The sequence below is a fragment of the Bowmanella yangjiangensis genome, from assembly GCF_018531185.1.
GTDB classification, from domain to species: Bacteria; Pseudomonadota; Gammaproteobacteria; order Enterobacterales; family Alteromonadaceae; genus Bowmanella; species Bowmanella yangjiangensis.
This window is the reverse complement of sequence record NZ_JAHDJU010000001.1, coordinates 1,822,705-1,846,522: the sequence shown is the minus strand read 5'-3', so window position 1 is coordinate 1,846,522 and position 23,818 is coordinate 1,822,705. Positions and strand designations below refer to the sequence as shown.

Genomic DNA, 23,818 nt, shown 5'->3' with positions numbered 1-23,818 from the left:
TTTATTCGGGCAAGATATGGGCTTAACAATTTACCGAGGATACAACCATGACACTGAGTAGTAATAAGGTGGTCACATTCAGTAAAGGCCAGGGCGATGCCGAGCTTTTGCAGCAAGGATGGAGCCTGCTGGAAGAGGACGTTAGCTTACCGGTTGCAGTGCTAAGCCGTAGCGCCTTACAAAACAACCTGTCATGGATGAAAAACTATGCACAGCAAACCGGTGTGCGCTTAGCCCCGCATGGCAAAACCAGCATGGCACCGGCGTTATTTGCCATGCAAATTGAAGCTGGTAGCTGGGCTATGAGTCTGGCCACTGCCCCACAAGTGGTTGCAGCAGCCAGAAGCGGTATTAAACGCATATTGATGGCCAATCAGTTGGTCGGTAAACGCAATATGCAGCTGATTGCCGAGCAAATTCGAAGCGGGTTGGAATTTTTCTGCTTTGTGGACTCCATTGCTAATGCTGATGCCTTAAGTACCTTCTTCTCTGCACAAAATCTGCAGTTAAATCTGTTATTGGAGATTGGGGTTCCTCAGGGACGCTGCGGTGTACGAAGCATCGAGCAGGCCAATGCACTTTGCGAACAGATTAACGCACTCCCGGCATTAGATTTACGCGGGATCGCTTTTTACGAGGGTGTTATTCACGGCCCAGATGCACCGGCCCGCATTAGTGAGTTTGTGAGCGGGATCCGCACGCTTGCTCTCAATTGGCGAGAACAGAAACGCTTTGCCGAGGGCGAGATCATTCTGACCGGTGCGGGCTCTGCCTGGTATGACATAGTAGCAGAACAGATGGATCCCATTAACCTGCCCGATAATGTGGCCGTGGTTATCCGCCCAGGCTGTTATTTGATCCACGATACCGGTATCTATCAGGATGCACAGGCCGAGGTGAAAGCCAGAAGCCGAATGGCCTGCGATATCAAAGGTGACCTGATCAGCAGTTTGCAGGTTTGGGCATATGTGCAGTCTATACCCGAGCCGGGCATGGCGGTAATTGGCCTGGGTAAGCGAGATGCGGCCTTTGATGCCGGCTTGCCGACACCGGTTTTACACCATCGTCCGGGGGATACCTCACCAAGCGCCGTACCCTCGCATTGGAAGCTCACCCGTATCATGGATCAGCATGCCATGCTGCAGGTTAATCCGGAAGATGAGCTAACGGTTGGCGATATCTTGTGTTTTTCCACTTCACATCCCTGTCTAACCATGGATAAATGGCGTTATCTGGGAATTGTCGATGACGATTACTGCGTCCGGCAATTAATCGAAACCTGTTTCTAACGCCATTGGGGAGAACAGATTGGATATCGTATCTCGTATTAACAGCCGCCTTGCCCACCTTCGTCCGTCCGAACAGAAGGTGGCGCGTTTTATTCTTGATGACCTGACGTTCGCGGCCAGCGCACCTATTAATGAGCTGGCAGACAAAGCCGGTGTCAGCCATGCCAGTATTACGCGCCTGGCCAGAGCACTGGAATGCACTAACGTACGTCAATTGAAGATGTTGCTGGCCCAATCTGCAGCAGTCGGTGAGCGATTTATCAGCAACAAGCCGGTTGAACGCCAGGATATACCCGCCATTTACCAGGCTATTCACGAAATCCTGGACCTCAATGCCGGACTCATTTCTGACAGCGATTTGCAATCTGCCAGTCAGGTGGTTACTCAAGCCGACCATGTGCTGATATTTGGTGTTGGCGGCGGCAGTACCGTGATGGCACAGGAATGTCATAACCGCCTGTTTCGTTTGGAAGTAAAAAGCAACGCCTACTCAGACCCTATGTTGATGCGGATGACCGCCTCTACGGTGAACAAAGATGATGTGTTGATCTGTTTATCACTCTCAGGTGTTAGCCCAGATGTGCAATCTGCCGCGCAGATAGGCCAGGAATATGGCGCGCACGTGGTAGCTATCTGTCCGGATGGGCCGCTAGCCAAAGTTGCCGACGTACACTTGCCCATCCAAACCCGTGAGGCCGATTACATTTTTAACCCCAGCGCGTCCCGTTACGTCATGCTGGCTGCCATCGATATGTTAGCCAGTGAAGTGGCGGTGAAAAACCAACGCAAGTCCCGCGAGAAGCTGCGGCGCTTAAAACACCACCTTGATGAGCACCGCAAAGGCTCAGAACGATTACCACTCGGAGACTAAATTGTCGCACGCTACGGATTTATTGATACTTAACGCCTGTCTGTATGACGGCACCCCGACCCCGTCGTTACAACAGGATGTTGCAATCCGTGGCGATAAAATCGAGGCAATCGGCGACTTGAAGGGCTATACAGCCAAACAGGTCGTTGATGCATCAGGTATGGCTCTGGCACCAGGCTTTATTGATGTTCACACCCATGATGACATCGAGCTAATACGCAATCCTTCTATGCTGAGTAAACTCAGTCAGGGTATTACCACCGTTATCGTAGGTAATTGCGGTATTAGCGCTTCTCCAGTGGCGGTCACCGAAACCGTGCCAGACCCGTTAAACCTGCTGGGCAGAGCCGATGAATTTCGTTTTCCAACCTTAAGTGCATATAAAGAAGCATTTGAGCAAGCTCAGCCCGCGCTAAATGTCGCCGTACTGGTAGGCCATACCGCCCTGCGCGCACAGGTCATGGACAGGCTAGACCGCCCTGCCACCAAAACAGAGATCGACACCATGCGCGCTATGCTGGTGGGGGCACTTGAGCAAGGCGCCAAGGGCCTGAGCACAGGTTTGGCTTATCAAAGCGCCTTTCACGCGCCAGCTGAAGAGATTGATGCACTAAGTGCCGTGCTGGCCGAGTACGATGCCCTGTACACCACACATTTACGTACTGAGTTTGATGGCATCATTGACGCCCTGGACGAAGCCTTTGCCACCGGCCAAAAAGCCAAAGTACCGGTGGTTATTTCCCACTTGAAATGTGCTGGCAAGGCCAATTGGGGGCGCTCAGCTGAAGTGCTGGCACATTTACAGTCAGCACAGCAGCATCAGCATGTTGGCTGCGATTGTTACCCTTATAGCGCCAGTTCCAGCACCCTGGATTTAGGCCAGGTCACCACAGATTTTGAAATTTTTATCACCTGGTCGGATCCTCATCCGGATATGGCCGGGCAGACCCTGCAAGCCATTGCCGATAACTGGCAATGTTCAATGCTGGAAGCCGCCGAGAAGCTGCAACCGGCAGGTGCGGTTTACCACGGCATGGATGAACAGGACGTCCAGCGCATTGTCAGTTTCCCTACCAGCATGATCGGATCTGACGGCCTGCCCTGCGATCCCAGTCCACATCCCAGGTTATGGGGTAGCTTCCCCAGAGTGCTTGGCCACTATGCCAGGGACAAAGGCTTGATGCCCATGGAATTGGCTGTACATAAAATGACCGGCTTGTCCGCGCAGGAATTTATGTTGCACGGACGGGGTTTGGTTAAGCCGGGTTTTCAGGCTGATTTAGTGTTATTTGACCCACTAAAAGTCAAAGACAACGCCAGCTTTATCCAGCCCAAACAGGCAGCCGATGGCATTCTCAAGGTGTGGGTGAATGGACAGCTTAGCTATGAAAACACACAGAATCCTTCACTGACCGGCAATCGGGCCGGACAGTTTCTTCAACACACAGGTAAACAGCAATGACAATCAAACGTTTTGGAATTAATGGCGGTGTAGGTACAGGCGGACAACATCTGCCTTTTTCGCGGGCAGTCGAAGCCGGCGGCTGGCTTTATGTATCAGGCCAAACTCCGATGCGTGATGGTGAAGTAGTGGAAGGCGGTATTATCGAACAAAGCCGTATCGCCATTGAAAACTGCCTGGAAATTATGCAGGAAGCCGGATATGGCTTACAAGACGTCGTGCATGTGAAGGTAATTCTGACAGATGCCCGCTATTTCCAGTCATTTAACAAAGTTTTCAAAGAAGTTTTCGGTGAGCATCCACCCGCCCGTATTTGTGCGGTCGCTGATCTGGTGGTGGACTGTAAGGTTGAAGTCGACGTCACTTGTTATAAGGGCGCCTAACTCCCCTACATCTCCGTTTTTCCGGCGGCTGGCATAGCCGCCATTTCCCAGAGGTATATCAACAATGCAAACCACCTTTATCCTGGCCTTCGGCCTTTATCTGCTCGGCATGATTGCGCTTGGCTGGTATGTATCCAGAAAGGGCAATAGTGGTGAAGACTTCCTGCTTGGTGGCCGTAGTTTGCCCCTGTTGTTAACCCTGGGAACGACAGTGGCAACCATGGTCGGCACTGGCAGCTCAATGGGCGCGGTAGGCTTTGCTTATCAAAATGGCTGGGCAGGCACCCTCTACGGTATCGGCGGTGCCATTGGTATTTTGCTGCTGGCTTGGTGGTTTGCACCGGTCAGAAATCTGCGCTTTATGACGATGAGCGAGGAGCTGGCTTACTATGTGGGCGCTAATCCACTAATTAAAAATCTTATTGCGCTGGTGATCTTTATCGCCAGTATCGGCTGGCTGGGTGCCCATATTATTGGCGGTGGCATGTACTTATCCTGGCTCACCGGTATCGACATTCAATGGGCCAAAGTACTGATCGCCCTAAGTTTTGCTATTTATGTCGTGATCGGAGGCTATACCGCGGTCGTCTGGACTGATTCCATCCAGGCCCTGATTCTGTTTACCGGCTTTATTCTGATGGCCGCGTTTTCACTTCACCATGTTGGTGGATGGGATGCCATGCTGGCCGCGCAGCCGGCCGAAAATGTTTCCTGGTTTGCGGTGGATAAAACCGGCGTGTTACCGGCCATTTCATTGTCACTGGCAATTCTGGTTGGCATCTTAGCCACGCCGTCTTTCAGACAACGAATTTATTCCGGTAATGACGTAGGCTCGATACGCCGATCTTTTGTTTACTCCGGTTTACTGTATCTGATGTTTTCCTGCATCCCGGCCATTATCGGTATGACGGCTTATGCCACAGTCTCCGACCTGGATAATCCATCCTTCGCCTTTCCTCATATCGCCCTGCATTTAATGCCCATGGGATTAGGGGTGTTGATTATTATTGCCGGTATCTCGGCAACACTGTCTAGTGCTAGTTCTGACGCCATCGCCGCAGTGAGCGTGGTACTGCGTGATTTATATGTACTGGTCACAGGCAAAATGCCAGAAGCAGCGAAAGTGGTACTGCTATCGCGTATTTCACTGGTTATAACCATCAGCCTGGCATTAGGCTTTGCGCTGACCTCAAATGACATCATTGCTTATATCACCAAAATGATCGCCATTTTAATGTCCGGAATGTGCGTATGTGGTCTGCTTGGGCGTTTCTGGCCCCGCTATAACTGGCAAGGCGCACTGGCGACCTTAGTGGCAGGCATGGGCACAGCGCTGTATGTGAGCCTGACCCCACAAATCAACAGTCTGTTTGGCAACCCTGTATTGCCCTCACTGACGGCAGCGCTGTTGGCCGGCGTACTGATGACCTTGGTGACACCCCGTTGCACCATCAGCCGCGAACAAGCGCTGGCCATGCTGGATGCAGAGCGTCAAAAAATGGAAAGCCGTCCTACCACCCAGAATGTCGCCGGGCAGGAGGCCTAAGCATGCGCATTGTACTGTTTGGCGAATGCATGCTGGAGCATAGCGACTCGGGAGAATTTCGTTTTGGCGGTGATACGCTCAATACAGCGTTGTACTTAAGCAGAATGCTCCCCCCCGGTAAGGTGCAAGTGCGCTACGCTACCGGGTTAGGAACTGATGCAGATAGTGATGCACTGATTGAAGCCTGGCAGCATGAAGGCCTGGATACCTCCTTGGTATTAAGGCTTGCTGACAAGCTTCCCGGTCGATATCAGATTCATCTCAGTACAGATGGACAACGTCGCTTTGAATACTGGCGGGATGACAGCGCAGCCAAACATTATCTACGCGACGCGGGTAATCCCCTGCTGGACACCCTAAAACATCAAGGCTGCGACTATTTCTACCTAAGTGGTATCAGTCTGGCTATTTTGTCCTCCTCACACCGTCAGATGCTGTTGGATGCCATGGCGCGCTTTAGCCAAGAAGGCGGAAAAGTTATTTTCGACAATAACTACCGGCCAATTTTGTGGCAGCAAAATCCCATGCCTTGGTATCAAAAAGTCATGCAAATGGCGTATCTGGTGTTACTTACTGACGAGGATGAATACGCCTTATACGGCGGCGATGATCCTGATTCCATTCTCACCCGCTGCCAAAACTGGGGCATACCTAACGTCCTGATAAAACGTGGCAGTCAGCCCTGTCTTATACGAACACGCCGCGAGCTTACCCAAGTCTCAGGGCTTAAGGTTGAAAAGGTGGTGGATACCAGTGCCGCCGGTGATTCCTTTGCCGCTGGGTTTCTGGCCAGTTGGCTTTGCGGAGAGCCAACAGATGTGGCAGCCAAAACCGGTCATGCACTGGCCGCACGGGTCATACAGTATCCCGGTGCCATTGTTCCCCGCAGCGCGATGCTCGATTTGATGCCGATTAAGGAGTAATTCATGAAAAAAACGCTGTTATTCACCTCATTGATGTGCGCGGGACTCAGCATGTCTGCTCTTGCCGCTGCACCGGCATTAATGCCCTACCCGGCTAAGCTGAGCCAGCAGCAAGGGTATTTCAGCCTGCCTGCAACTATAGGTTTTTCAGTTTCTCAGATGGGAGATGCCCGCTTAGCCTTGTTAAAACAACAACTGCAGCAAAGTCTGAACACACAGCTTGTCGATAACAACCACGCCGCTTCCCTGCAAATCCATGTCAAGCAAAGTGCAAACGCCGACTATCCAGCCTTGGGTGACGATGAGTCATATAGCCTAAAGATAAATTCGCAAGGAATTCGCATTGATGCGGCAACCGAGCTTGGCGCTTTACGCGCAGCGCAAACCCTTCGTCAGTTGGCATTCGAACACCAGGGCAAGCTGCCTTTTGTTAGCATAGAGGACAGCCCTCGATTTCCCTGGCGCGGCCTGATGATCGATAGCGCCCGGCATTTCATGCCATTAGATGCGATTTATCGCCAATTGGATGGTATGGCGTCAGCCAAGCTGAATGTGTTCCACTGGCACCTGACCGATGATCAAGGCTGGCGACTTGAGTCAAAGACCTATCCAAAACTGCAAGAATTAGCATCCGATGGTCTGTATTACACTCAGGACGATATCCGCAAGGTGGTAGACTATGCCCGCCAGTTGGGCATTCGCGTAGTTCCTGAATTTGATGTTCCAGGACATGCGAGCGCCATAGCAACCGCATACCCGGAACTGATCAGTCAGCCAGGCCCCTATCAGTTAGAGCGACACTGGGGAGTATTTGAGCCCTTGCTCGATCCCAGTAATCCCAAGGTGTATGCCTTTATCGATGCCATGGTAGGTGAAATTGCGTCACTATTTCCCGATCCTTATCTGCATATTGGCGGCGATGAGATTAACCCCAAACAGTGGCAGCAAAGCGAAAGCGTTGCTGCCTATATGACCGAACATAAGCTGGCTGATCATCATGAGTTACACACGCACTTCAATGCAAAAGTGCAGAAGATTCTCGCCCGTCACGGCAAGAAAATGATGGGCTGGGATGAAATTTTCCATCCAGACTTGCCTAAAGACATCATGATCCAATCCTGGCAAGGACTGGATTCTTTAGCACAAACAGCCATGGCTGGTTACCAGGGCTTGTTGTCCACTGGCTTTTATATCGACCAGCCGCAAAAAACAGCCTATCACTACCGAAACGAGCCAATACCAGCCAATGATTTTGTGGTGCCGAAAATCAGTAATGATACCCAGTGGCAGCAATGGCAATTTGAAATGCCCCGCTTAAAAGGCAGTGCGGTCAAAGGCGAATTTGTTATTTTTACTCAGGCAGATGGTAGCCGCCAGGGCTATATACAGGTTAATAAACAACAAACCCGGATGCTGAATGACATTGAAACCTTGGGAAGTTTGACCCGTTTCTGGCTAGATACCTGGATGGGGCCAATGCAGTTTGAAGTCAGCCTGAATAGCACTGAAAACATTGATGGTCGTATTTTGATAGGTAACAGTCCTTATACCGTCAGGGGCAAGCAGCTAGGTTCAGGCCAAGGTAACAACAACGCCCCACAAGTAGTGAAGCCTACCTACTTCGAACCGCAGTCCGCCGACAACATTCTTGGTGGTGAAGCCACTATTTGGAGTGAGATTATCACCGGCGATAACCTTGATTTACGTATCTGGCCGCGCCTGTATGCCATTGCCGAACGTTTCTGGTCAGCTAAAACACTCACGGATAAAGATGAGATGTATCGTCGCCTGGCGGTTATGCATGAATATGGTACTAAGGTCGGTCTGGCTTATGCTGATCAGCAGCAGGCCGGTTTTGCGTCATTGGTTAGCAAAGGCACAGATTTATCCCCTCTGTACACCTTGGCTGAAATTGTCGAACAGGCGCAGTATTACACCCGTCATCATATTAAGTTCCAGGCCGATGCCTATCACCATGGTGAAAGGCTGGACCGTTTTGTGGATTTTCTACCCGCAGAAAGCCTGGCGTTAGTGGCATTGGATAGCACTATCAGCCAGATTAAGCCGACTGATAAGACTGCACTAACAAAGGTAGATGAGACCTTATCGACCTGGCAGCAACAACTTCCGGCTATGCGCGAGCTGGTCAATGCCAACAGTGAGTTACTGCCTCTGGCACCCGTTGTGGCTGACATTGAACAAACCTTACAACTTAGCCGCCAGTTGGTTGCAAATTGTCGCAACAAGGCAATTAGTCAAGCTGAGGGGGAGACACTGAGAAACCAGCTGTGGCAGCTCGCCGAGGTCAGACAGGAAATGGTGATTGGCCTTGCCTATAGCGCAGAGCGTTTGCTGGAGCGTTGCAGCAACTGAGCATAAAGGGGGCATATGCCCCCTTATTTATTCGGGTTGTTGCTGGTAATGCAATTCCCGAATCTGATTGAAAGCCCCGCTTTCCACTCCTTGACGAATGACTTCCTCGAACTTGTCCTTTAGGTGAAGCAGTCGGGAATTAGCACTGATTGTCACATAATAATCGTTGTAATGTGTAGGCTGATACTTGGCTTTCACCACTTCCCCACTCAGGCCCATTTTCTCAAGTAGCGGTAAGGTGCTTTCCTGATAGTGGATAAAGGTATCTATACGGCCCTTCATCAATAACTGGATCTTCTGAGAAAGGGTTGAAACGCCGACTAAAGCAAAGTCCTGCTTGCGCTCAAAGTTATCGAAATACTTGGCATAGATGGTCACGCCAATCTTCATATTGCCCAAATCGTCTATAGTAGACAGCTTCTTTTGATCTTTTTTACGCACAAAATAGGTATGGCGAAGCTGCTCGTAACTCGGGCGCAGATAAATAATTTCATCTTGCTTGTCACTATCACGGGTCACCCCAACCATCACGTCGATATCGCCGTTTTTAAGCGCCATCAATCTACGGGCAAACGGCATAGGGTTAATTTCCAACTCCATATCCATTTGCTTGGCAATATAGTCCAGATATTTGGTATGTAAGCCGTCAACAAACTCCGGAGAAACGGAAGAGCGGAGGATTTCTTTAGCACTTACCTGCATGCTGATGCAAACGAGCAGTACCGTAAATATCGAGATAAAACGCATAAAATACCTAGCAGTCGCGGACTAATTGTCTTCTGGTCTGAGTTGTGGGCAACGCATCATACCATTCACATTCTTCGTTGTACGTAAAAGTTTAATGACTCCAATACACTAGCGCATCCGCGCTTATCCGTTGCGCGGCCTTGTAACGACTATGTAACCGAAACCCCACATTTCTCATGCTTTATTAATGTAAGCAAACATGTCGTCAACGCGCAGAGACTGGTCTTGTCGCCAACCGTTCTTACTGAAAAAATGCTGCGCCCTTATATTGTCTGCACTCACATAGGCCAGCCAATTCTGCTGCTGGGTATGCTGAATAAGCAATTCCAGCGCTCTTCCTCCCAGGCCCTGCCCGCGAAACATCGGGTTTACCGCAATATCGGTAACAATGTGCGGCTTCTCGGCTCTTTTTGCCCACACCACACCTATGCTAGCCATAGGTTCAGCGCCAGCAAACACACTGTATTGCTTGCCACCGGTGTCAGATAAAACGAAGGCTAACCAAGCCTCATCAAGCGGCCCCAACTCGTCATTCAGTAAAGGGTCTAAGTACCAACTTTGCAGCCAGGCGAAATCTTGTGCAATAAACTCCCTGAGAAACAAACTTTGCATCAAACATCCTTATATCAACGCAAATTACCGCAAAGATATTATGCCTGGTTAAAACAGGGAAACCTTATCAGTTTGTAGCCACAAAGGGTGCCGAGGAAAAAAAGGGGCGATATTCGCCCCTGTCATTTTACGCTCTTTGCACTATCAGCCTTGCCCGATACACCAACTGATAGAGGGCCGGTAGCACCAACAAGGTAAGCAAAGTTGAGCTGAGAATACCGCCAATCACCACAGTCGCGAGGGGCCGCTGCACTTCTGCCCCGGTGCCCGTGTTAAGGGCCATAGGCACAAACCCCAAGCTCGCCACCAATGCCGTCATCAGTACGGGCCGCAGTCGCTGACTGGCTCCCTGCCAAATGGCGTCCTGCAAGGACTTGCCTTCTTCCCTCAGTTGCCTAATAAAAGACAGCATCACTACACCGTTAAGCACCGCCACGCCGGATAAGGCAATAAACCCCACCGCCGCCGAAATTGACAGCGGCATCCCCCGTAAGCTTAATGCCAGGATCCCCCCAGTCAGCGCCAGCGGTACACCACTGAAAACAATCAGAGCATCACGCAGCGAACCAAATGCACTGAAAAGTAAGCCTAAGATCAACAACAAGGTCATGGGAACGACCAGGCTTAGACGCTGACTAGCCGATTGAAGCTGTTCAAAGGTGCCACCGTATTCCAACCAGTAACCCGGTGCCAGCCCCAGCTGGTTTTGCATCAGCGCTCGGGTTTGTGCGATAAAGCCAGCCAAGTCACGCCCCTCGACATTGGCGGTGACGACCACATTGCGCTTACCGTTTTGCCGATTCACCTGATTAGGCGCGCTGACCAATTCAATATCCGCCACCTCCCCCAGCGGCACATAGGCAAGGTCAGAATTCTGGCTGTTATTCAAGGTCACCGGGAGTTGCGACAAGTACTGCGGATCCTGCCCCCAGTCATTCTCCATCCTGACCAGCAGTTTAAAGCGACGGTCTCCCTCATAAATAAGGCCGGTTTGTACACCGCCGATAGCAACCGCAACTGCCTGCTGGATGTCTGCCACTGTTAAACCCAGCAATGCCATATGCTCTCGTTGCGGAACTACCGACAAAGTTGGCAAACCCGCGAGCTGCTCTAGCCTTACGTCTGTTGCCCCGGGCACGGTTTTTAACAGCGCCTCAGCCCGCTCACCGCTGGCTTTAAGTACCTCAAGATCATCGCCATAGATACGCAGCGCCATATCAGCACGCACTCCTGCAATGAGTTCGTTGAAACGCATTTCAATAGGCTGTGTGAACTCGTAATTATTGCCGGGCACGTCTTCTACCCGCTCTCGAATCTTCTCGACCAGTTCGGCTTTAGACAAACCGGGGTCAGGCCACTCGGATTTATCCTTGAGCATAATAAAAGTGTCGGCCACATTGGGGGGCATAGGGTCACTGGCAATATCCGGCGTACCTATTTTGGAGAATACCTCGCGCACCTCGGCAAGCTCCCCCACCGCCTGCTCCAGTTGCAACTGCATGGTCACGGACTGGTCCATGCCTGTACCGGGGATCCTAAGTGCATGCATAGCAATATCCCCCTCATCCAGTTGCGGCAAAAACTCCGCTCCCATGCGACTGGCCAGCCAGACGCTGGACACTAACATCAGCAATGCCAGGATAACCAGTTTTAAGGGGTGTTTGAGCGACAGCGACAACAAGGGCAGATAGAGCTTGCGAGCACCGCGCATCAGCGGGTTCTCCTTCTCCACAATCTTACCGCGTGCAAAGATGGCAATAGCCGCCGGCACAAAGGTCATGGCAAATAAGAGCGCGCCCAGTAACGCAGCCACCACAGTAAACGCCATGGGATGGAACATCTTGCCCTCCACTCCACTTAAGGCAAAGATGGGCAAATACACCAGCATAATGATCAGCACCCCAAATACCGCCGGGTTGAACACTTCTTTGGTGCTGTGAAACACTTCACTCAGCCTTTCTTCGAGGGTCAGCAAACGGCCAGCCCGGTGCTGGGCCAGTCCCAGCCGACGCAAGGCGTTTTCCACCACAATCACTGCGCCATCGACAATAATGCCAAAATCGATGGCCCCTAGGCTCATCAGGTTGCCCGAAACCCGATTGGCAGCCATGCCACTGATGGCAAACAGCATACTCAGGGGGATAACCAGGGCGGTAATCAATGCCGCAGTAACATTTCCCAGTAAAAGAAAGAGTACGACAATCACCAGCACCGCCCCTTCGAACAGATTCTTCTGTACGGTTTGTATGGTTTTCTCCACTAAGCTGGTGCGATCATAAACCGCCTCGACATGCACGCCTTGGGGCAGACTTTGCTGCACCTCCGTCAATTTAGCGGCCACTCTTTTGGCGACTACCCGACTGTTTTCCCCCAGTAGCATCATGGCGGTGCCTAACACCGCTTCCTGGCCGTTGTGACTGGCAGCACCGCTGCGTAACTCCCGGCCAAGCTGCACTGTGGCTATATCACGGATACGTACCGGCGCATCGTCGCGTTTTGCCACCACCAGGGCTTCAATATCAGCGATGCTGCTAAGCTGCCCAGGCGAGCGCACCAGGTACTGCTCACCTAAACGCTCTATATAGCCCGCGCCACTGTTAATATTGTTGCGCTCCAAAGCGGCAATCACGTCGGCCACGCCCAGTTTGAAGGCCAACAGCTTGCCGGGTATGGGCGCCACTTGAAACTGACGTTCAAAACCGCCAATACTGTTGATCTCGGTGATACCAGGAATATTCAGTAACTGCGGACGGATAACCCAATCCTGCAAGGTGCGCAAATCTTCAGCGTTGTACGGCTGGCCATCTGCTCTTTTCGCGTCAGGGCTGGCGCTGACCACATAAGTGAAAATCTCGCCCAAGCCGCTGGCAATAGGTCCAAGGGCGGCTTCAACACCAGCGGGTAACTCGCCACCGACGGCTTGCAAACGCTCGCCGACTTGCTGTCTGGCCCAGTAGATATCCGTACCTTCGTTGAACACAACTGTTACTTGGGAAAGACCATAGCGCGACAATGAGCGGGTATACTCCAAACTCGGGATGCCCGCCATGGCATTTTCGATCAGATAGGTGATGCGCTGCTCCACTTCCAGCGGGGTATAGCCGTCTACCTTGGTATTGATCTGAACCTGAACATTAGTAATATCCGGCACCGCATCAATAGGCAGGCGCAAGCTGTTGTAGATTCCGACTGCAGCAATTAACAAGGTCAGCGCCATCACTAGCCAACGGCGAGCTATGGCAAATTGAATAATTTGATTAACCATAATTCACCTCAATGTGCATGACTGGCGCCGGCTTTAAGCACATCGGCTTTCAGCACAAAACTATTGGCTGTAACATACTGCATACCCGCCGACAGCCCAGACAGAACCTCAACCCATTGGTTATCGCTCAGCCCCAACTCAACTGGCCTGGCCTCAAAGGTGTTGCCCACCTGCACAAATACCACTGACCGTTCACCTAACTGCTGGATCGCCTGCCGCTCAATTCTTACTGGTGCTTGACGCTGCTCGGTAATTACATCCGCTTTGACATGCATACCAGGGCGCCAATGGCCGTCAGCGTTATCAATCAGCAAGCGCGCTCGGGCAATATGCCCGGCTGACATCATGGGGGCGATATAAAACACCTCTCCTTCGGCCTGCAGATGCTGATGAAGATCCTTCACCAACGCGCGCTGTCCTATTCTCAAACGTTCGATATTTTCCGGAAAAGCGGAAAGCTCGACCCACACCTTGGAGAGATCCGCGACTTCCATTAGCACCTGATTGCCAGCCAGTTCGCCAGCATTAGCAAATTGCTCTGTTACCACCCCATTAGCCGGACTATTCACGCTATAGCTTTTCAAGGTTTGGCTATTTCGCACCCGCATCAGTGGCTGACCAAGTTTGACCTGCTCCCCCACTTGCACCAGCAACGCTTCAACCACACCAGGATAGGGCGCCATCAAGGAAAAACGTCGATCTATGGTGGGGGTAATAACCCCAAACAACTTATCTTTGCTACTGATATCCCCTGGCCCCGCCACTGCAGTACCAATCTTGGCCAGCTTAATTGCCCGGTCTGACAGTTCAGTTCTGCCTTCAGGGCTGTCGTAATGCCATGTATAGACTTTGCCTTGATAACCGGCCTCGATGTCTACTTCAAAAGAATGAGGTTCAGTGACCTCTTGGCGACTAACAAGATACGGCCCTTCGTGCTCAAAGCTAAGAGACTGAATCTCCCCGCCTAACCTATGCAACTGCACCTGTAGAGATAGTCCTAGTGGACTAATTAGCTGGCCGTTTACATAGGGATACACACGCATCTCTGCTGGTAAACCCGCTTCATAAATCACCACCTCAAGGGCCAACTCGCCTTGCTCCAGCCAGCGCCCCCCCTGTGGCCCGGTGTCTGGTTCAACATGCTTTTCGACACCATGATCCGGCGAAGCAACAACAGAAAGTGTTAAGGCGCTCGCCAGCAACACAGTGACTATCAAACTACGTAAAATATGTTTCATCACTCGATTCCTTAAGCTTCAATCAGGGGCTGGCCGGTTAAACGCTGCATATTCAGCAGGGTTTCAAACACGGCAAAGTGCGCCTCTATTAATTGGCGCTGGGCGTTAAACAAGACCTCTTGGGCATCCAGCAATTGCAGCACAGAAATCTGGCCATGCTGGTAACCTGCGCGGGTGCTGACAAGTAACTTTTGAGCCTGCGGCAAGAGCTGACGGTCAAGCTGGCTGACTCGCTCTCTGGCTCGTCGTTCCTGATGCCCCAGTGCCTTGACCTGGCTACGCAGTGCCTGGCGTAGCTGTGCCTGGGCAAAGCTCACACCGTCGAGTCTAGCGCGGGCTGCGTCAATATTGCCCTGATTGGGATTGTTCAGGTTAAGAGGCATGGAGAGACCTAACACTAATGCACCATCAGACCCGCTGCGACTGTATCTGAGTCCCGCATCAAGGGTGACATCAGCCTTGCCATTGGCTTGCGCTAATCGAAGACTCGTCTGTTCAAGAGCATATTGCTGCTGAAGTAATAAGAGCTCGGGCGCATCATTAACGGCCTGCTCCAATCTCAGTAACGATGGACTGGCTGGTAGTACCCGGATATCGCCCTGCAGCGCGTCAAAGTCGGGAGATTGCAGCCATTGCTGACTTAGCTGGTAGCGAGCATTGTGAAACTCGCTGTCAAAACCTTGCTGCTCCAGTTCAACTTCGGCCAACCGGTATGCCATGCGAGACACATCAGCATCAGACACCGCCCCAGCGGCTGCGCGCACACGGATGATGTTGAGTGACTCTGTGATTTTTTGGATACGCTGATGATTCCACTCTCGTAGCTGCTGCCAGTTAAGAACCTGATAGAAGCGTTTGGTGGTTTCAGCCAATACGCGCAGACGATCCCATTCGTACTCTGCATTTTGTTGTTGCAGTGCCCGATCCTGCACATTCACGCGCATCTGACGCTTGTCGCCCAATTCAATTAATTGGCTAAAGGACAGGGTGATATCGGCATTATCTATGCCCTTGTTCTGCCCACTGCCGAGCACGTTTTCCACCTCTAGATTCAGATTAGGATTAGGTCGTAACCCAGCTTGCAGGCGCTGTGCTTCCAGTTCCCTCAGTTGATAAGGGTACTGCGATAAGGTTGGGTTAAAGGCTAAGGTTCTCTCTAATGCCTGTGCCAGCGACAAGGGCTGATTGGCCTGCACACCCAAGGCTGACAATCCGCCAAGGCATAGCACAGCAAGCCTTGCCGCAACGCTGCGGAAAAACTCAATATTCATAAATTGTTCTCTTAAATCAATAAATTACTTGGGTTAAACACCCGCTTATATGTGATTCAGAGATAATAATTGGGAGGAGGAACCGGAGGTTGGTAAAACAAATTCAGGTAGTGTCTTGCCGGTTGAGCAGCATTGACACTTAGACAAGGAGGAAACTGGAAGTCGGCACCATAGCCACTATGGCAGGACAAATGCACATGTAATTGATGCTGATGATCCGGACCTGAATCGCCCTGATTATCCAAATGATAGTCGGGTGCTTCCATATGGCTTAAGTGAGAATAGCCGGGATGATCAGGATCCGGCACATGAAAAGGTGACGCCACACAACTAAAAAAACTGTGTGTCATAAGCAATAGCAGTGCGTAAATAACCTGCTTGGCTCTCATCCTTGTTCAACTCACCTTAGTGCAGCAACGTGTTTGCGGCTTATTATCGGCGGCTACTTGCCGGGCATCCCGAATAATACGCAAAGCTGAAAAAATTATAATCAGGGCAATCAGCGTACCAATGACCCAATCAGGCCAGGCTGCGCCTAACCAACTTACCAAAGCAGCAGATAGCAATACGCCTGCATTTGCCAGCATATCATTGCGTGAACACACCCAACTGGCACGTATGTTAATGTCACCACTTCGGTACTGATACAGCATGGCAAAACACAGCACATTCACCAGCAGCGCCATTAATGCAACAACATACATAGTTTGCGTGTCGGGGGTCGCACCAAGCCAGATATTTTTTACCACATCCAACAGCACCAAACCACCCAAAAGCAATTGCAGGCCACCACTTAGTAAGGCAACTTTGGCTTTGGTATTGATGGCCCGCCCAACCGCATACAAGCTTGCGCCGTATACCAGGGCATCAGCCAGCATATCCAACGAGTCTGCCATTAAGCCGCTGGAATGGGCCCACCATCCGGCCACAAACTCAACCCCAAACATCATAGCGTTGAGCACTAAGACCGCCCACAGCAGTTTACGTTGTTGGATGTCCTTAGCCTCAGGTGCGCAGCAGCCGGCCATGTCGGGTCCTTGGTAGTTAATAGGAATGCATGTAACCTAGAATAAAGTTTCCAGCAACTGGAAGGTCAAGGTGAAAATTAATCAATTAGCAAAACAGGCTGACGTGCCAGCCAAAACCATTCGCTACTATGAGGAAATTGGTCTACTTAAACCGGCAGAACGGGCCGATAACGGCTATCGCATTTACCGGGATGCTGATGTGCACACCCTGTTGTTTATTCGGCGTTGCCGTGACTTGCAGATTTCTCTGGAAGATATCAAAACGATGATAGCCGCTCAGGCCGACGATAGCGCCCCCTGTGCAAATGTGGATAACATTATCAAACAGCAACTTGAACGCGTCAGGGTAGCGCGCGATGAACTCAATAAACTGGAGCAAAGCCTGACAATGTTGGCCAATAGCTGTAAGCGTAACAAGGTCAGTGAGTGCGGGATCCTGCATAAATTAACAGGCGATTAGTCGGGCCAAGACTTAAGGTTATGTAGCTATCTTGTACTTCATCAACTTACAACACTCGTCAACCGCTGCACTGTTTGTAATATCTACGATACAAGGCTTAGATTGCCCCACATTTTGAGTTGCCAGGATCCTGGCTCTGGTTGCCTCAGCAATATCCAAGGCCAACACATCTTCCAGACATTTCTTAGGCACATAAAGGGTGGCTTGCATAAAGCCTTTCCAGGCAGACATCCAGACTATTGTGCGGCGTTTGAACTGAACTTTGCATAACCATGCGCCGCCATCTGGGTAATATCGCCAGTTCACCGATAACGCAAGTTGCTCAAAACGCTTTAGCAGCATCAAATATGCTTGGTAGGAGCTGTCACCGAGAATTCCAGCCAACACCGTTTCGCTTGGGAAGACTTGCTGGTCAGCTAACTCAATCTTGTTGATGGTCTCCATCTAAACTTATGTATGTCCTTCAATGTACAGGCTTAATGGTGATTAAATGAGTGAAATAAAGGCAGAGCAATGCGCTCTGCCTTATGCGCAACTTAGTCTTCGTTGCTGGAGAATACACAGTGTTTAGCGAAATCTGTGGCTTCGTTTGTAGTCCAGTCGCCCTTCGGTTTCTCTTTCATATCTTCACACCAGGCTTTGCTACCCACTTCGGGGGCACAAGCGGTCAACAAAGCGCAGCAAGCCAACAATAATCCTATTTTTTTCATGGTTTTCTCCAACAACTGGGCTGCCCGGCAGACCCAATAAACACGTCAAATTGGTAAAATAAAAACTTACCAGAGAATTCTGATGGCCGATTACTCGACCACCTCAATGGTAACAGAAATTAAACCCGAGTCTGTATCACCAATTTTGCTAAAGGCGCTGCGTGACAAATCAATCACCCGGCCCTTTATAAAAGGGCCTCTGTCATTAATTTTAACCACCACACTTTGCTGATTTTTTATGTTGGTTACCTTTACTCTGGTACCAAACGGCAAAGTACGATGAGCGGCAGTGCTAGACATTTGATTGAATCGCTCACCACTGGCGGTTGTGCGAAATTGGTATTTCATCGCATAGTAAGAGGCAAGCCCCGATTCTTTGATGCCGACTAATTGAGCCGGACTGTTAGCAGGGATAGTTGTACAACCAACTGCGAGTAGCGCAGCTAGTGGGGTAACTACGCGCTTAAAAAAACAAATTAAGTGCTGCATAATTTAAAGAGACAGGGCAAGCCCGGCAGGTTGCCCTGGCATTATTTAACTACCCTTACGTTCTTTTGCGGCCTTGTCCTTCATCATTTTCTTGCTGTCCTTTTCATGTTTTTTGGCGATCTTGGCAGCATCCTTACGCTCTTTATGCATTTTGTCCCTGGACTCGCGAGACTGCTCTTCGTTGGCTTTCCGTGCCTCGCGCATATCTTTATCCTGCGCTTTAGCGTGCTCGGCTTTCATAGCCTCACCTTGCTCACGAGCCTGCTCGGCCTTCTCCTGACCAAACTCACTAGCCTGCTTACCTTGCTCTTGCTTCATTTTAGCCAGTTCGCGTTTTTGTTCCGCCACTTGTTTAGGATCGTCCTTATCCTGAGCTACTGCCTGTACCGAGATAGACAAAGGCAATATTGCCGCTATCAAAACAGAATATATGGATTTTTTCATCAGTGAACTCCTGGTTGACCTTGGGGCTAGTTCCCCCCGATGCTCGGGTCGCAATGTGCATCCCGAATGAATAAAGTGTGGTGCCAAACAGCCCCACTGACAACCGTCTCCAATTGAAGACAAACGGTAAAAAACAGACCGTTTTACGCTAGTAACACCACATAAACCCTCTTTTTCACCTATTGGGTCACCAAACGCCTATCAACAGCAGCATAATTAATTCATCTATTCATTGCCCGATTAAAGACTGTCGGGAATTGGCAACAGAGAATGTCAGCCGTTGACATTGTCGCATTTATTCAATATTGAGCGTCTAAAAGACTGCATCATAAGAAAAAACAAGGAGAAACAGATGATCTTCAGATACACCATACTTTATGTAGAGAATGTGGCCGACACCCTGGCCTTTTATCAACAAGCGCTTGGCCTGGAAACTGGCTTTTTACATGAAAGTGGTGATTACGGTGAGCTGGTCACGGGTGAAACCAAATTAGCTTTCTCGTCGCATCATTTAATGCAAAGCTTGGGTAAGCACCCGCAACATCCCAATCCAGAGCGGCCAGTATTTGAAATTGCATTCGAGACTGATGATGTGGCCGGTGCGCTGCAAAAAGCCAAACTGGCAGGCGCCAAAATTGTGCAGGATGTAAGGGAAGAGCCCTGGGGTCAAACCACCGCCTATATCCTGGATATTAATGGCTATCTGGTGGAGATTTGCTCTTCGGTCCAGTTACCCAGCCCCGAGTGAGTCAACAGTGCCAGTCTGTCTGGCGCTTGTTGCAAGCGCCTTGGCGTCATACCAAACCAACGGCTGAAATCCCGGGTCATATGCGCCTGATCGCTATAGCCCAAATCGGCCGAGATGGCGGATAGCGACTGACATTTTGTCAGAGCCAGCGCGGCCCTTCTAGCGCGGCCAAGCTGCCGCCAGTATTCTGGCGCAGGCAATCGCTTTGCAGCAAAGCGTCGTTGCAAAGTCCGCTCACTGACACCGGCCTGTGCTGCCACCGCTTTCACGCTTTTACCTTCCAGTGCCAGTGCATCAATAATTTGCAGCATTTCCCAATCGGGCAAGAGCAAAGATGACACTCTGGCGTCTTGTAACACTTCATTTTTATCTAAGCAGCAAGCACGGAGCGCCTCTAACTCGGCTAAATCAGGCAACAAACCCGGACGAAATCGAAAGCCACAAAACTGTTGTCCAGGCAACAGCTTAACGTCACGCGGCTGCCAATCCCAATCGCTGAATAAGACCTGCTCCACCCTACCTTCTCGGCGGACAATAATCAGATCCCGGCAGCCATCCGGCATAATCTCTGCCGCTATCGGCTTGCTAACGTCGAATGACCATTTGCTGAATAGCATTGTCGTACCTAAATCATCTCATTCGGGTAATGTCGCATAGTATGTAAATGGTGAAAAGTCATGGCGGGAGTAAATGCCATTCACAGGGAGAACCAAAGTCTGCTTGGGTCGCACGAGGAGTGATGAATTTAGAGCGCTACAGGCAGAATGTCGCCAATCTGCTTAAAATGGATACTTAAGCGAGGACTTGAAATTTATCTTACTGCTTGATTTTAAATGGTGCCCGGGGCCGGACTTGAACCGGCACGGCGTTACCGCCGAGGGATTTTAAATCCCTTGTGTCTACCAATTTCACCACCCGGGCATCGGGAGGATTTTTTAAACTTGCGAGCCAGTTTTGGCTTGTGGAACTGCCGTTGACAGTTTCCTTGTGGTCGCTAATGGCTCCTGCCTAACGCAACACTTGTGCTTCCTGCACTTCGTCTACCCATCTCACCACCCCGGCATCGGGTGTCGACCTTTACAGGTCCTATATTCACTCAGCCACATTTCAGAGCAATGTCTACTGGTAAAACAACGTTAACACGTTGAGGAGATGGAGGCGGAACCCGGAGTCGAACCGAGATACACGGATTTGCAATCCGCTGCATAGCCATTCTGCCATTCCGCCAATTTGGAGCGGGAAACGAGACTCGAACTCGCGACCCCAACCTTGGCAAGGTTGTGCTCTACCAACTGAGCTATTCCCGCTTATTTCCTGCAGTTGTTCTGTTTATAACCCCTGCCGCTTGGCTTGCCAAACGTGGGCTGAATTCTACAGTCACCGCCTTGGCTGTCAACCACAAAAATGTCATTTTTGTGTCGACTGCCGAAATTTTGACTTAAACGTCCTATTTTCCAACAGTCACTCAGCGCTGAGGTATTTCCATGCGGCTTTCAGATAGATACACATAGACCAAACCGACAGCACAGTGGCAATAATCAGGAGGATTTTACCTAAGGTCACCCAGTAAATGGGGAAACCCATAAAATATTCCAATTCTGACAATAATCCGATCAACGCCAGCATCTGTGCCATGGTTTTAGCTTTGCCAATAAAGGACACCTGCACCGAATCACGCTTACCTGACTCGGCCATCCATTCGCGCAGTGCCGAAACAAAGATTTCCCGTGACATCAGCAGCACAGCGGAAACGGTAATCCAGGCAGAATCATAGCTATGAGCAATCATGATCAGCGCAGCACCCACAATCAGCTTATCGGCAACCGGATCTAAAAAAGCCCCAAAGGCAGTGGATTGTTGTAAGCGGCGAGCCAGATAACCGTCAAACCAGTCGGTAATAGCGGCAAACCAGAAAATAAAAGCGGCGGCTTGGTGCGCCCATTTCCAGTCCAGGAAATACACGATGACAAACACCGGGATCAACAACACGCGAAGAGAGGTGAGAATATTGGGGATGGTCCACATACTGCTTGTCACAATTCTGTCATTTGAGATCTGCTGGCGGACATCTTACACCAATTCCTTCCTACAAATGCAGGTGTTCATGGATAATCAGCGCAAGTTCTTCACTAATTCCCGGCACTTTGGCTAATTCTTCAACACTGGCAGCCAATACTTCCTGCATACCGCCCATATATTTAAGCAGGCTTTGCCGACGTTTGGCCCCTACGCCTGGAATACTTTCCAGCTTAGATTGGGTTTTGACCTTCTGACGACGTGCCCTGTGACCGGTAATGGCAAAGCGGTGAGCTTCATCGCGAATATGCTGAATTAAGTGCAGTGCCGACGAATCTGCCTGCATGGGAATAGTGGCATGGCTACCGGCCAGAATCAGGGTTTCCAGACCAGGTTTGCGGCTGGTGCCTTTGGCAACCCCAATCAGCATGGGCATTTTCGCGTGCGGCCAGTTCTCAAAACAGGCTTCGGCCTGGGCAAGCTGGCCCTTTCCGCCATCGATAAACAAAATATCAGGGATTTTACTCTGGTCGGTAATTTTGCTGTAACGGCGCCTAAGTGCCTGATCCATAGCAGCGTAGTCGTCCCCAGGCGTTATTCCTTCGATATTGTAGCGACGGTAGTCACTTTTAAACGGCCCTTCGCGATTAAACACTACGCAGGACGCTACGGTTTGCTGGCCCGACGTATGACTGATATCGAAACATTCCATGCGTTGAATCGGGGTATCCAGATCTAATACCTGCTCCAGTTCCAGATAGCGGGCAAATACCGATTTCTGACTGCTTTGCTGTGCTTCCAATGCCGTTTCGGCATTAGTATTAGCCAGTTTCAGGTAACGGCGTTTTTCTTCCCTGGCGCCCTGGAAAAACTGTACTTTACGGCCAGCCTGACGGCTTAACAGCTCTTCAATGGCCTCAGCATCGTCAAGGACCATCGGCAACACTATCTGGCGGGGAATAGATTTATTACCAGCCAGGTAATACTGCAACAAGAAAGATTGAAAGACTTCCTGCGGACTGACATCAGCCGGCACTTTAGGAAAATAGCTCTTACTGCCCAGCAGTTTGTTATCGCGAATAAAAAAGCCCTGAATGCTGGCAATACCATTGCGATAGGCAAAACCAAACACGTCCATTTCCGGCTGATCGCCGCTAACCCATTGCTGTTCCTGCACTTTACGTAAGGCTGATATCTGGTCGCGGAATCTGGCGGCGGCCTCAAATTTCAACTCTTCACTGGCCTGCTCCATTTTCTTGACCAAGGCATCAATGACCTCGGCGTTTTTCCCTTTGAGGAACAATCTGGCCAGTTGCACTTGCTGTTCATACTCAACATCGCTGACCAGTCCCTGTACACAAGGGCCAGCGCAGCGCTTAAGCTGGTATTGTAAACAAGGTCGGGTGCGTGCTTTGTATTCCCCGTCTTCGCACTGACGTACCGGAAACAGTTTTTGCATAGTACGCAAGCTTTCACGTACCGCCCAGGCACTGGGATAAGGGCCAAAGTACTCGCCTTTGGGTTTGCGACCACCGCGATGTATGGTCAATCGCGGGTGCTGGTGTTCGGTTAGCAGAATGTAGGGGTAGCTCTTATCGTCTCGAAGCAGCACGTTGTAACGAGGCCGATACTTTTTAATGTAGTTATTTTCAAGAATGAAGGCTTCGGTTTCGGTATGGGTTACCGTCACATCCATATGTTGAATTTGTTTAACCAGCGACTGGGTTTTTATGCTGTCCAGGTTAGTGCGAAAGTAGCTCGATACCCGCTTTTTAAGGTTCTTCGCCTTACCGACATAAATCACCTCACCTTTGAGGTTATACATACGATAAACTCCAGGCGCCCCGGTCAGATTTTTTAAAAATGCCTTATGGTCAAAGGCTGTAACGCTCTCGGCTGGCTGTTCGCTCATAGCAACAATGGGGATATGGCAACAACAGCAG

The 23,818-nt window shown here is 50.5% G+C and carries 23 protein-coding genes and 3 tRNA genes; 9 read left to right on the top strand and 17 right to left on the bottom strand.

Annotated features, from left to right (window positions below; genetic code table 11):
* Positions 1-47: 47 nt before the first annotated feature.
* The 7 genes from KJY73_RS08260 to KJY73_RS08230 all read left to right on the top strand — a co-directional run bounded on the left by KJY73_RS08260 (position 48) and on the right by KJY73_RS08230 (position 8,847).
* Entirely contained in the window at positions 48-1,289 is a 1,242-nt protein-coding gene (locus tag KJY73_RS08260; protein WP_214342594.1) for an amino acid deaminase, read from the top strand.
* Positions 1,290-1,308: 19 nt separating this feature from the next.
* Entirely contained in the window at positions 1,309-2,160 is an 852-nt protein-coding gene (locus KJY73_RS08255) for a MurR/RpiR family transcriptional regulator (RefSeq protein ID WP_214342591.1), read from the top strand.
* A gap of 1 nt (position 2,161) precedes the next feature.
* Complete coding sequence (locus KJY73_RS08250) at positions 2,162-3,622, top strand: N-acyl-D-amino-acid deacylase family protein (protein ID WP_232848427.1); 1,461 nt, start codon at positions 2,162-2,164, stop codon at positions 3,620-3,622.
* On the top strand, positions 3,619-4,005 hold the full coding sequence (locus KJY73_RS08245; RefSeq protein WP_206595540.1) for a RidA family protein: 387 nt from the start codon (positions 3,619-3,621) through the stop codon (positions 4,003-4,005). The genes KJY73_RS08250 and KJY73_RS08245 overlap by 4 nt, the downstream gene beginning before the upstream one ends.
* 64 nt (positions 4,006-4,069) lie before the next feature.
* On the top strand, positions 4,070-5,551 hold the full coding sequence (locus tag KJY73_RS08240) for a sodium:solute symporter family protein (RefSeq protein WP_214342585.1): 1,482 nt from the start codon (positions 4,070-4,072) through the stop codon (positions 5,549-5,551).
* 2 nt (positions 5,552-5,553) lie between these two features.
* Entirely contained in the window at positions 5,554-6,474 is a 921-nt protein-coding gene (locus KJY73_RS08235; protein ID WP_214342582.1) for a sugar kinase, read from the top strand.
* 3 nt (positions 6,475-6,477) lie between these two features.
* Positions 6,478-8,847: a family 20 glycosylhydrolase gene (locus KJY73_RS08230; protein WP_214342579.1), complete on the top strand. Its 2,370-nt coding sequence runs from the start codon at positions 6,478-6,480 to the stop codon at positions 8,845-8,847.
* Between the two features lie 27 nt (positions 8,848-8,874).
* Here KJY73_RS08230 and KJY73_RS08225 read toward each other — a convergent pair whose 3' ends face one another.
* From KJY73_RS08225 to KJY73_RS08195, 7 genes are all read right to left on the bottom strand, one after another.
* Positions 8,875-9,594, bottom strand: a complete 720-nt coding sequence (locus tag KJY73_RS08225; RefSeq protein ID WP_214342576.1) for a substrate-binding periplasmic protein — start codon at positions 9,592-9,594, stop codon at positions 8,875-8,877.
* 174 nt (positions 9,595-9,768) lie between these two features.
* Positions 9,769-10,206 carry a GNAT family N-acetyltransferase gene (locus KJY73_RS08220; RefSeq protein ID WP_214342573.1) on the bottom strand — a complete coding sequence of 146 codons (438 nt, stop codon included), beginning with the start codon at positions 10,204-10,206 and terminating at the stop codon, positions 9,769-9,771.
* Positions 10,207-10,333: 127 nt separating this feature from the next.
* Positions 10,334-13,471, bottom strand: a complete 3,138-nt coding sequence (locus tag KJY73_RS08215) for an efflux RND transporter permease subunit (RefSeq protein ID WP_214342570.1) — start codon at positions 13,469-13,471, stop codon at positions 10,334-10,336.
* An 8-nt stretch (positions 13,472-13,479) separates the two neighbouring features.
* Positions 13,480-14,709 carry an efflux RND transporter periplasmic adaptor subunit gene (locus KJY73_RS08210; protein ID WP_214342567.1) on the bottom strand — a complete coding sequence of 410 codons (1,230 nt, stop codon included), beginning with the start codon at positions 14,707-14,709 and terminating at the stop codon, positions 13,480-13,482.
* 11 nt (positions 14,710-14,720) lie between these two features.
* Positions 14,721-15,980, bottom strand: a complete 1,260-nt coding sequence (locus tag KJY73_RS08205) for a TolC family protein (RefSeq protein ID WP_214342564.1) — start codon at positions 15,978-15,980, stop codon at positions 14,721-14,723.
* Positions 15,981-16,036: 56 nt separating this feature from the next.
* Positions 16,037-16,369: a hypothetical protein gene (locus KJY73_RS08200; protein WP_214342561.1), complete on the bottom strand. Its 333-nt coding sequence runs from the start codon at positions 16,367-16,369 to the stop codon at positions 16,037-16,039.
* Between the two features lie 6 nt (positions 16,370-16,375).
* On the bottom strand, positions 16,376-17,008 hold the full coding sequence (locus tag KJY73_RS08195) for a cation transporter (protein ID WP_214342559.1): 633 nt from the start codon (positions 17,006-17,008) through the stop codon (positions 16,376-16,378).
* A 70-nt stretch (positions 17,009-17,078) separates the two neighbouring features.
* On the opposite strand from KJY73_RS08195, the gene KJY73_RS08190 reads away from it, so the two are divergent.
* Positions 17,079-17,468, top strand: a complete 390-nt coding sequence (locus tag KJY73_RS08190; protein ID WP_214342556.1) for a MerR family transcriptional regulator — start codon at positions 17,079-17,081, stop codon at positions 17,466-17,468.
* Between the two features lie 18 nt (positions 17,469-17,486).
* On the opposite strand, the gene KJY73_RS08185 is transcribed toward KJY73_RS08190, so the two are convergent.
* The 4 genes from KJY73_RS08185 to KJY73_RS08170 form a co-directional block, all read right to left on the bottom strand.
* The gene (locus KJY73_RS08185) at positions 17,487-17,912 is read right to left on the bottom strand and encodes a DUF3788 family protein (protein WP_214342553.1); all 426 of its coding nucleotides are present in this window, start codon (positions 17,910-17,912) and stop codon (positions 17,487-17,489) included.
* Positions 17,913-18,004: 92 nt separating this feature from the next.
* Complete coding sequence (locus KJY73_RS08180; RefSeq protein ID WP_206595522.1) at positions 18,005-18,178, bottom strand: DUF3012 domain-containing protein; 174 nt, start codon at positions 18,176-18,178, stop codon at positions 18,005-18,007.
* A gap of 90 nt (positions 18,179-18,268) precedes the next feature.
* Positions 18,269-18,667 (bottom strand): septal ring lytic transglycosylase RlpA family protein, encoded by a 399-nt coding sequence (locus KJY73_RS08175; protein ID WP_214342550.1) that lies wholly within the window; start codon positions 18,665-18,667, stop codon positions 18,269-18,271.
* A gap of 45 nt (positions 18,668-18,712) precedes the next feature.
* On the bottom strand, positions 18,713-19,111 hold the full coding sequence (locus KJY73_RS08170) for a hypothetical protein (RefSeq protein ID WP_214342548.1): 399 nt from the start codon (positions 19,109-19,111) through the stop codon (positions 18,713-18,715).
* 352 nt (positions 19,112-19,463) lie between these two features.
* Here KJY73_RS08170 and KJY73_RS08165 point away from each other — a divergent pair, with 352 nt between their 5' ends.
* Complete coding sequence (locus tag KJY73_RS08165; RefSeq protein ID WP_214342545.1) at positions 19,464-19,859, top strand: VOC family protein; 396 nt, start codon at positions 19,464-19,466, stop codon at positions 19,857-19,859.
* On the opposite strand, the gene KJY73_RS08160 is transcribed toward KJY73_RS08165, so the two are convergent.
* From KJY73_RS08160 to uvrC, 6 genes are all read right to left on the bottom strand, one after another.
* A complete protein-coding gene (locus KJY73_RS08160; RefSeq protein WP_214342542.1) occupies positions 19,811-20,476 on the bottom strand; it encodes a helix-turn-helix domain-containing protein in 666 nt (221 codons plus the stop codon). The two genes, KJY73_RS08165 and KJY73_RS08160, sit on opposite strands and share 49 nt — an antisense overlap.
* Positions 20,477-20,693: 217 nt before the next feature.
* Positions 20,694-20,780 (bottom strand) — tRNA-Leu (locus KJY73_RS08155).
* A gap of 232 nt (positions 20,781-21,012) precedes the next feature.
* Positions 21,013-21,086 (bottom strand) — tRNA-Cys (locus tag KJY73_RS08150).
* A gap of 4 nt (positions 21,087-21,090) precedes the next feature.
* Positions 21,091-21,166 (bottom strand) — tRNA-Gly (locus KJY73_RS08145).
* A 154-nt stretch (positions 21,167-21,320) separates the two neighbouring features.
* Positions 21,321-21,884, bottom strand: a complete 564-nt coding sequence (pgsA, locus tag KJY73_RS08140) for a CDP-diacylglycerol--glycerol-3-phosphate 3-phosphatidyltransferase (protein WP_214343321.1) — start codon at positions 21,882-21,884, stop codon at positions 21,321-21,323.
* Between the two features lie 61 nt (positions 21,885-21,945).
* A complete protein-coding gene (gene uvrC / locus KJY73_RS08135) occupies positions 21,946-23,787 on the bottom strand; it encodes an excinuclease ABC subunit UvrC (protein ID WP_214342528.1) in 1,842 nt (613 codons plus the stop codon).
* Between the last annotated feature and the right edge of the window lie 31 nt (positions 23,788-23,818).

Bases quoted from the DNA above. Each gene is read 5' to 3' on its own strand.
- KJY73_RS08260 (WP_214342594.1), top strand. From the start codon at position 48: ATGACACTGAGTAGTAATAAGGTGGTCACATTCAGTAAAGGCCAGGGC.
- KJY73_RS08245 (WP_206595540.1), top strand. From the start codon at position 3,619: ATGACAATCAAACGTTTTGGAATTAATGGCGGTGTAGGTACAGGCGGA.
- KJY73_RS08240 (WP_214342585.1), top strand. From the start codon at position 4,070: ATGCAAACCACCTTTATCCTGGCCTTCGGCCTTTATCTGCTCGGCATG.
- KJY73_RS08235 (WP_214342582.1), top strand. From the start codon at position 5,554: ATGCGCATTGTACTGTTTGGCGAATGCATGCTGGAGCATAGCGACTCG.
- KJY73_RS08230 (WP_214342579.1), top strand. From the start codon at position 6,478: ATGAAAAAAACGCTGTTATTCACCTCATTGATGTGCGCGGGACTCAGC.
- KJY73_RS08225 (WP_214342576.1), bottom strand. From the start codon at position 9,594: ATGCGTTTTATCTCGATATTTACGGTACTGCTCGTTTGCATCAGCATG.
- KJY73_RS08220 (WP_214342573.1), bottom strand. From the start codon at position 10,206: ATGCAAAGTTTGTTTCTCAGGGAGTTTATTGCACAAGATTTCGCCTGG.
- KJY73_RS08215 (WP_214342570.1), bottom strand. From the start codon at position 13,471: ATGGTTAATCAAATTATTCAATTTGCCATAGCTCGCCGTTGGCTAGTG.
- KJY73_RS08210 (WP_214342567.1), bottom strand. From the start codon at position 14,709: ATGAAACATATTTTACGTAGTTTGATAGTCACTGTGTTGCTGGCGAGC.
- KJY73_RS08205 (WP_214342564.1), bottom strand. From the start codon at position 15,980: ATGAATATTGAGTTTTTCCGCAGCGTTGCGGCAAGGCTTGCTGTGCTA.
- KJY73_RS08200 (WP_214342561.1), bottom strand. From the start codon at position 16,369: ATGAGAGCCAAGCAGGTTATTTACGCACTGCTATTGCTTATGACACAC.
- KJY73_RS08195 (WP_214342559.1), bottom strand. From the start codon at position 17,008: ATGGCCGGCTGCTGCGCACCTGAGGCTAAGGACATCCAACAACGTAAA.
- KJY73_RS08185 (WP_214342553.1), bottom strand. From the start codon at position 17,912: ATGGAGACCATCAACAAGATTGAGTTAGCTGACCAGCAAGTCTTCCCA.
- KJY73_RS08180 (WP_206595522.1), bottom strand. From the start codon at position 18,178: ATGAAAAAAATAGGATTATTGTTGGCTTGCTGCGCTTTGTTGACCGCT.
- KJY73_RS08175 (WP_214342550.1), bottom strand. From the start codon at position 18,667: ATGCAGCACTTAATTTGTTTTTTTAAGCGCGTAGTTACCCCACTAGCT.
- KJY73_RS08170 (WP_214342548.1), bottom strand. From the start codon at position 19,111: ATGAAAAAATCCATATATTCTGTTTTGATAGCGGCAATATTGCCTTTG.
- KJY73_RS08165 (WP_214342545.1), top strand. From the start codon at position 19,464: ATGATCTTCAGATACACCATACTTTATGTAGAGAATGTGGCCGACACC.
- KJY73_RS08160 (WP_214342542.1), bottom strand. From the start codon at position 20,476: ATGCTATTCAGCAAATGGTCATTCGACGTTAGCAAGCCGATAGCGGCA.
- pgsA (WP_214343321.1), bottom strand. From the start codon at position 21,884: ATGTGGACCATCCCCAATATTCTCACCTCTCTTCGCGTGTTGTTGATC.
- uvrC (WP_214342528.1), bottom strand. From the start codon at position 23,787: ATGAGCGAACAGCCAGCCGAGAGCGTTACAGCCTTTGACCATAAGGCA.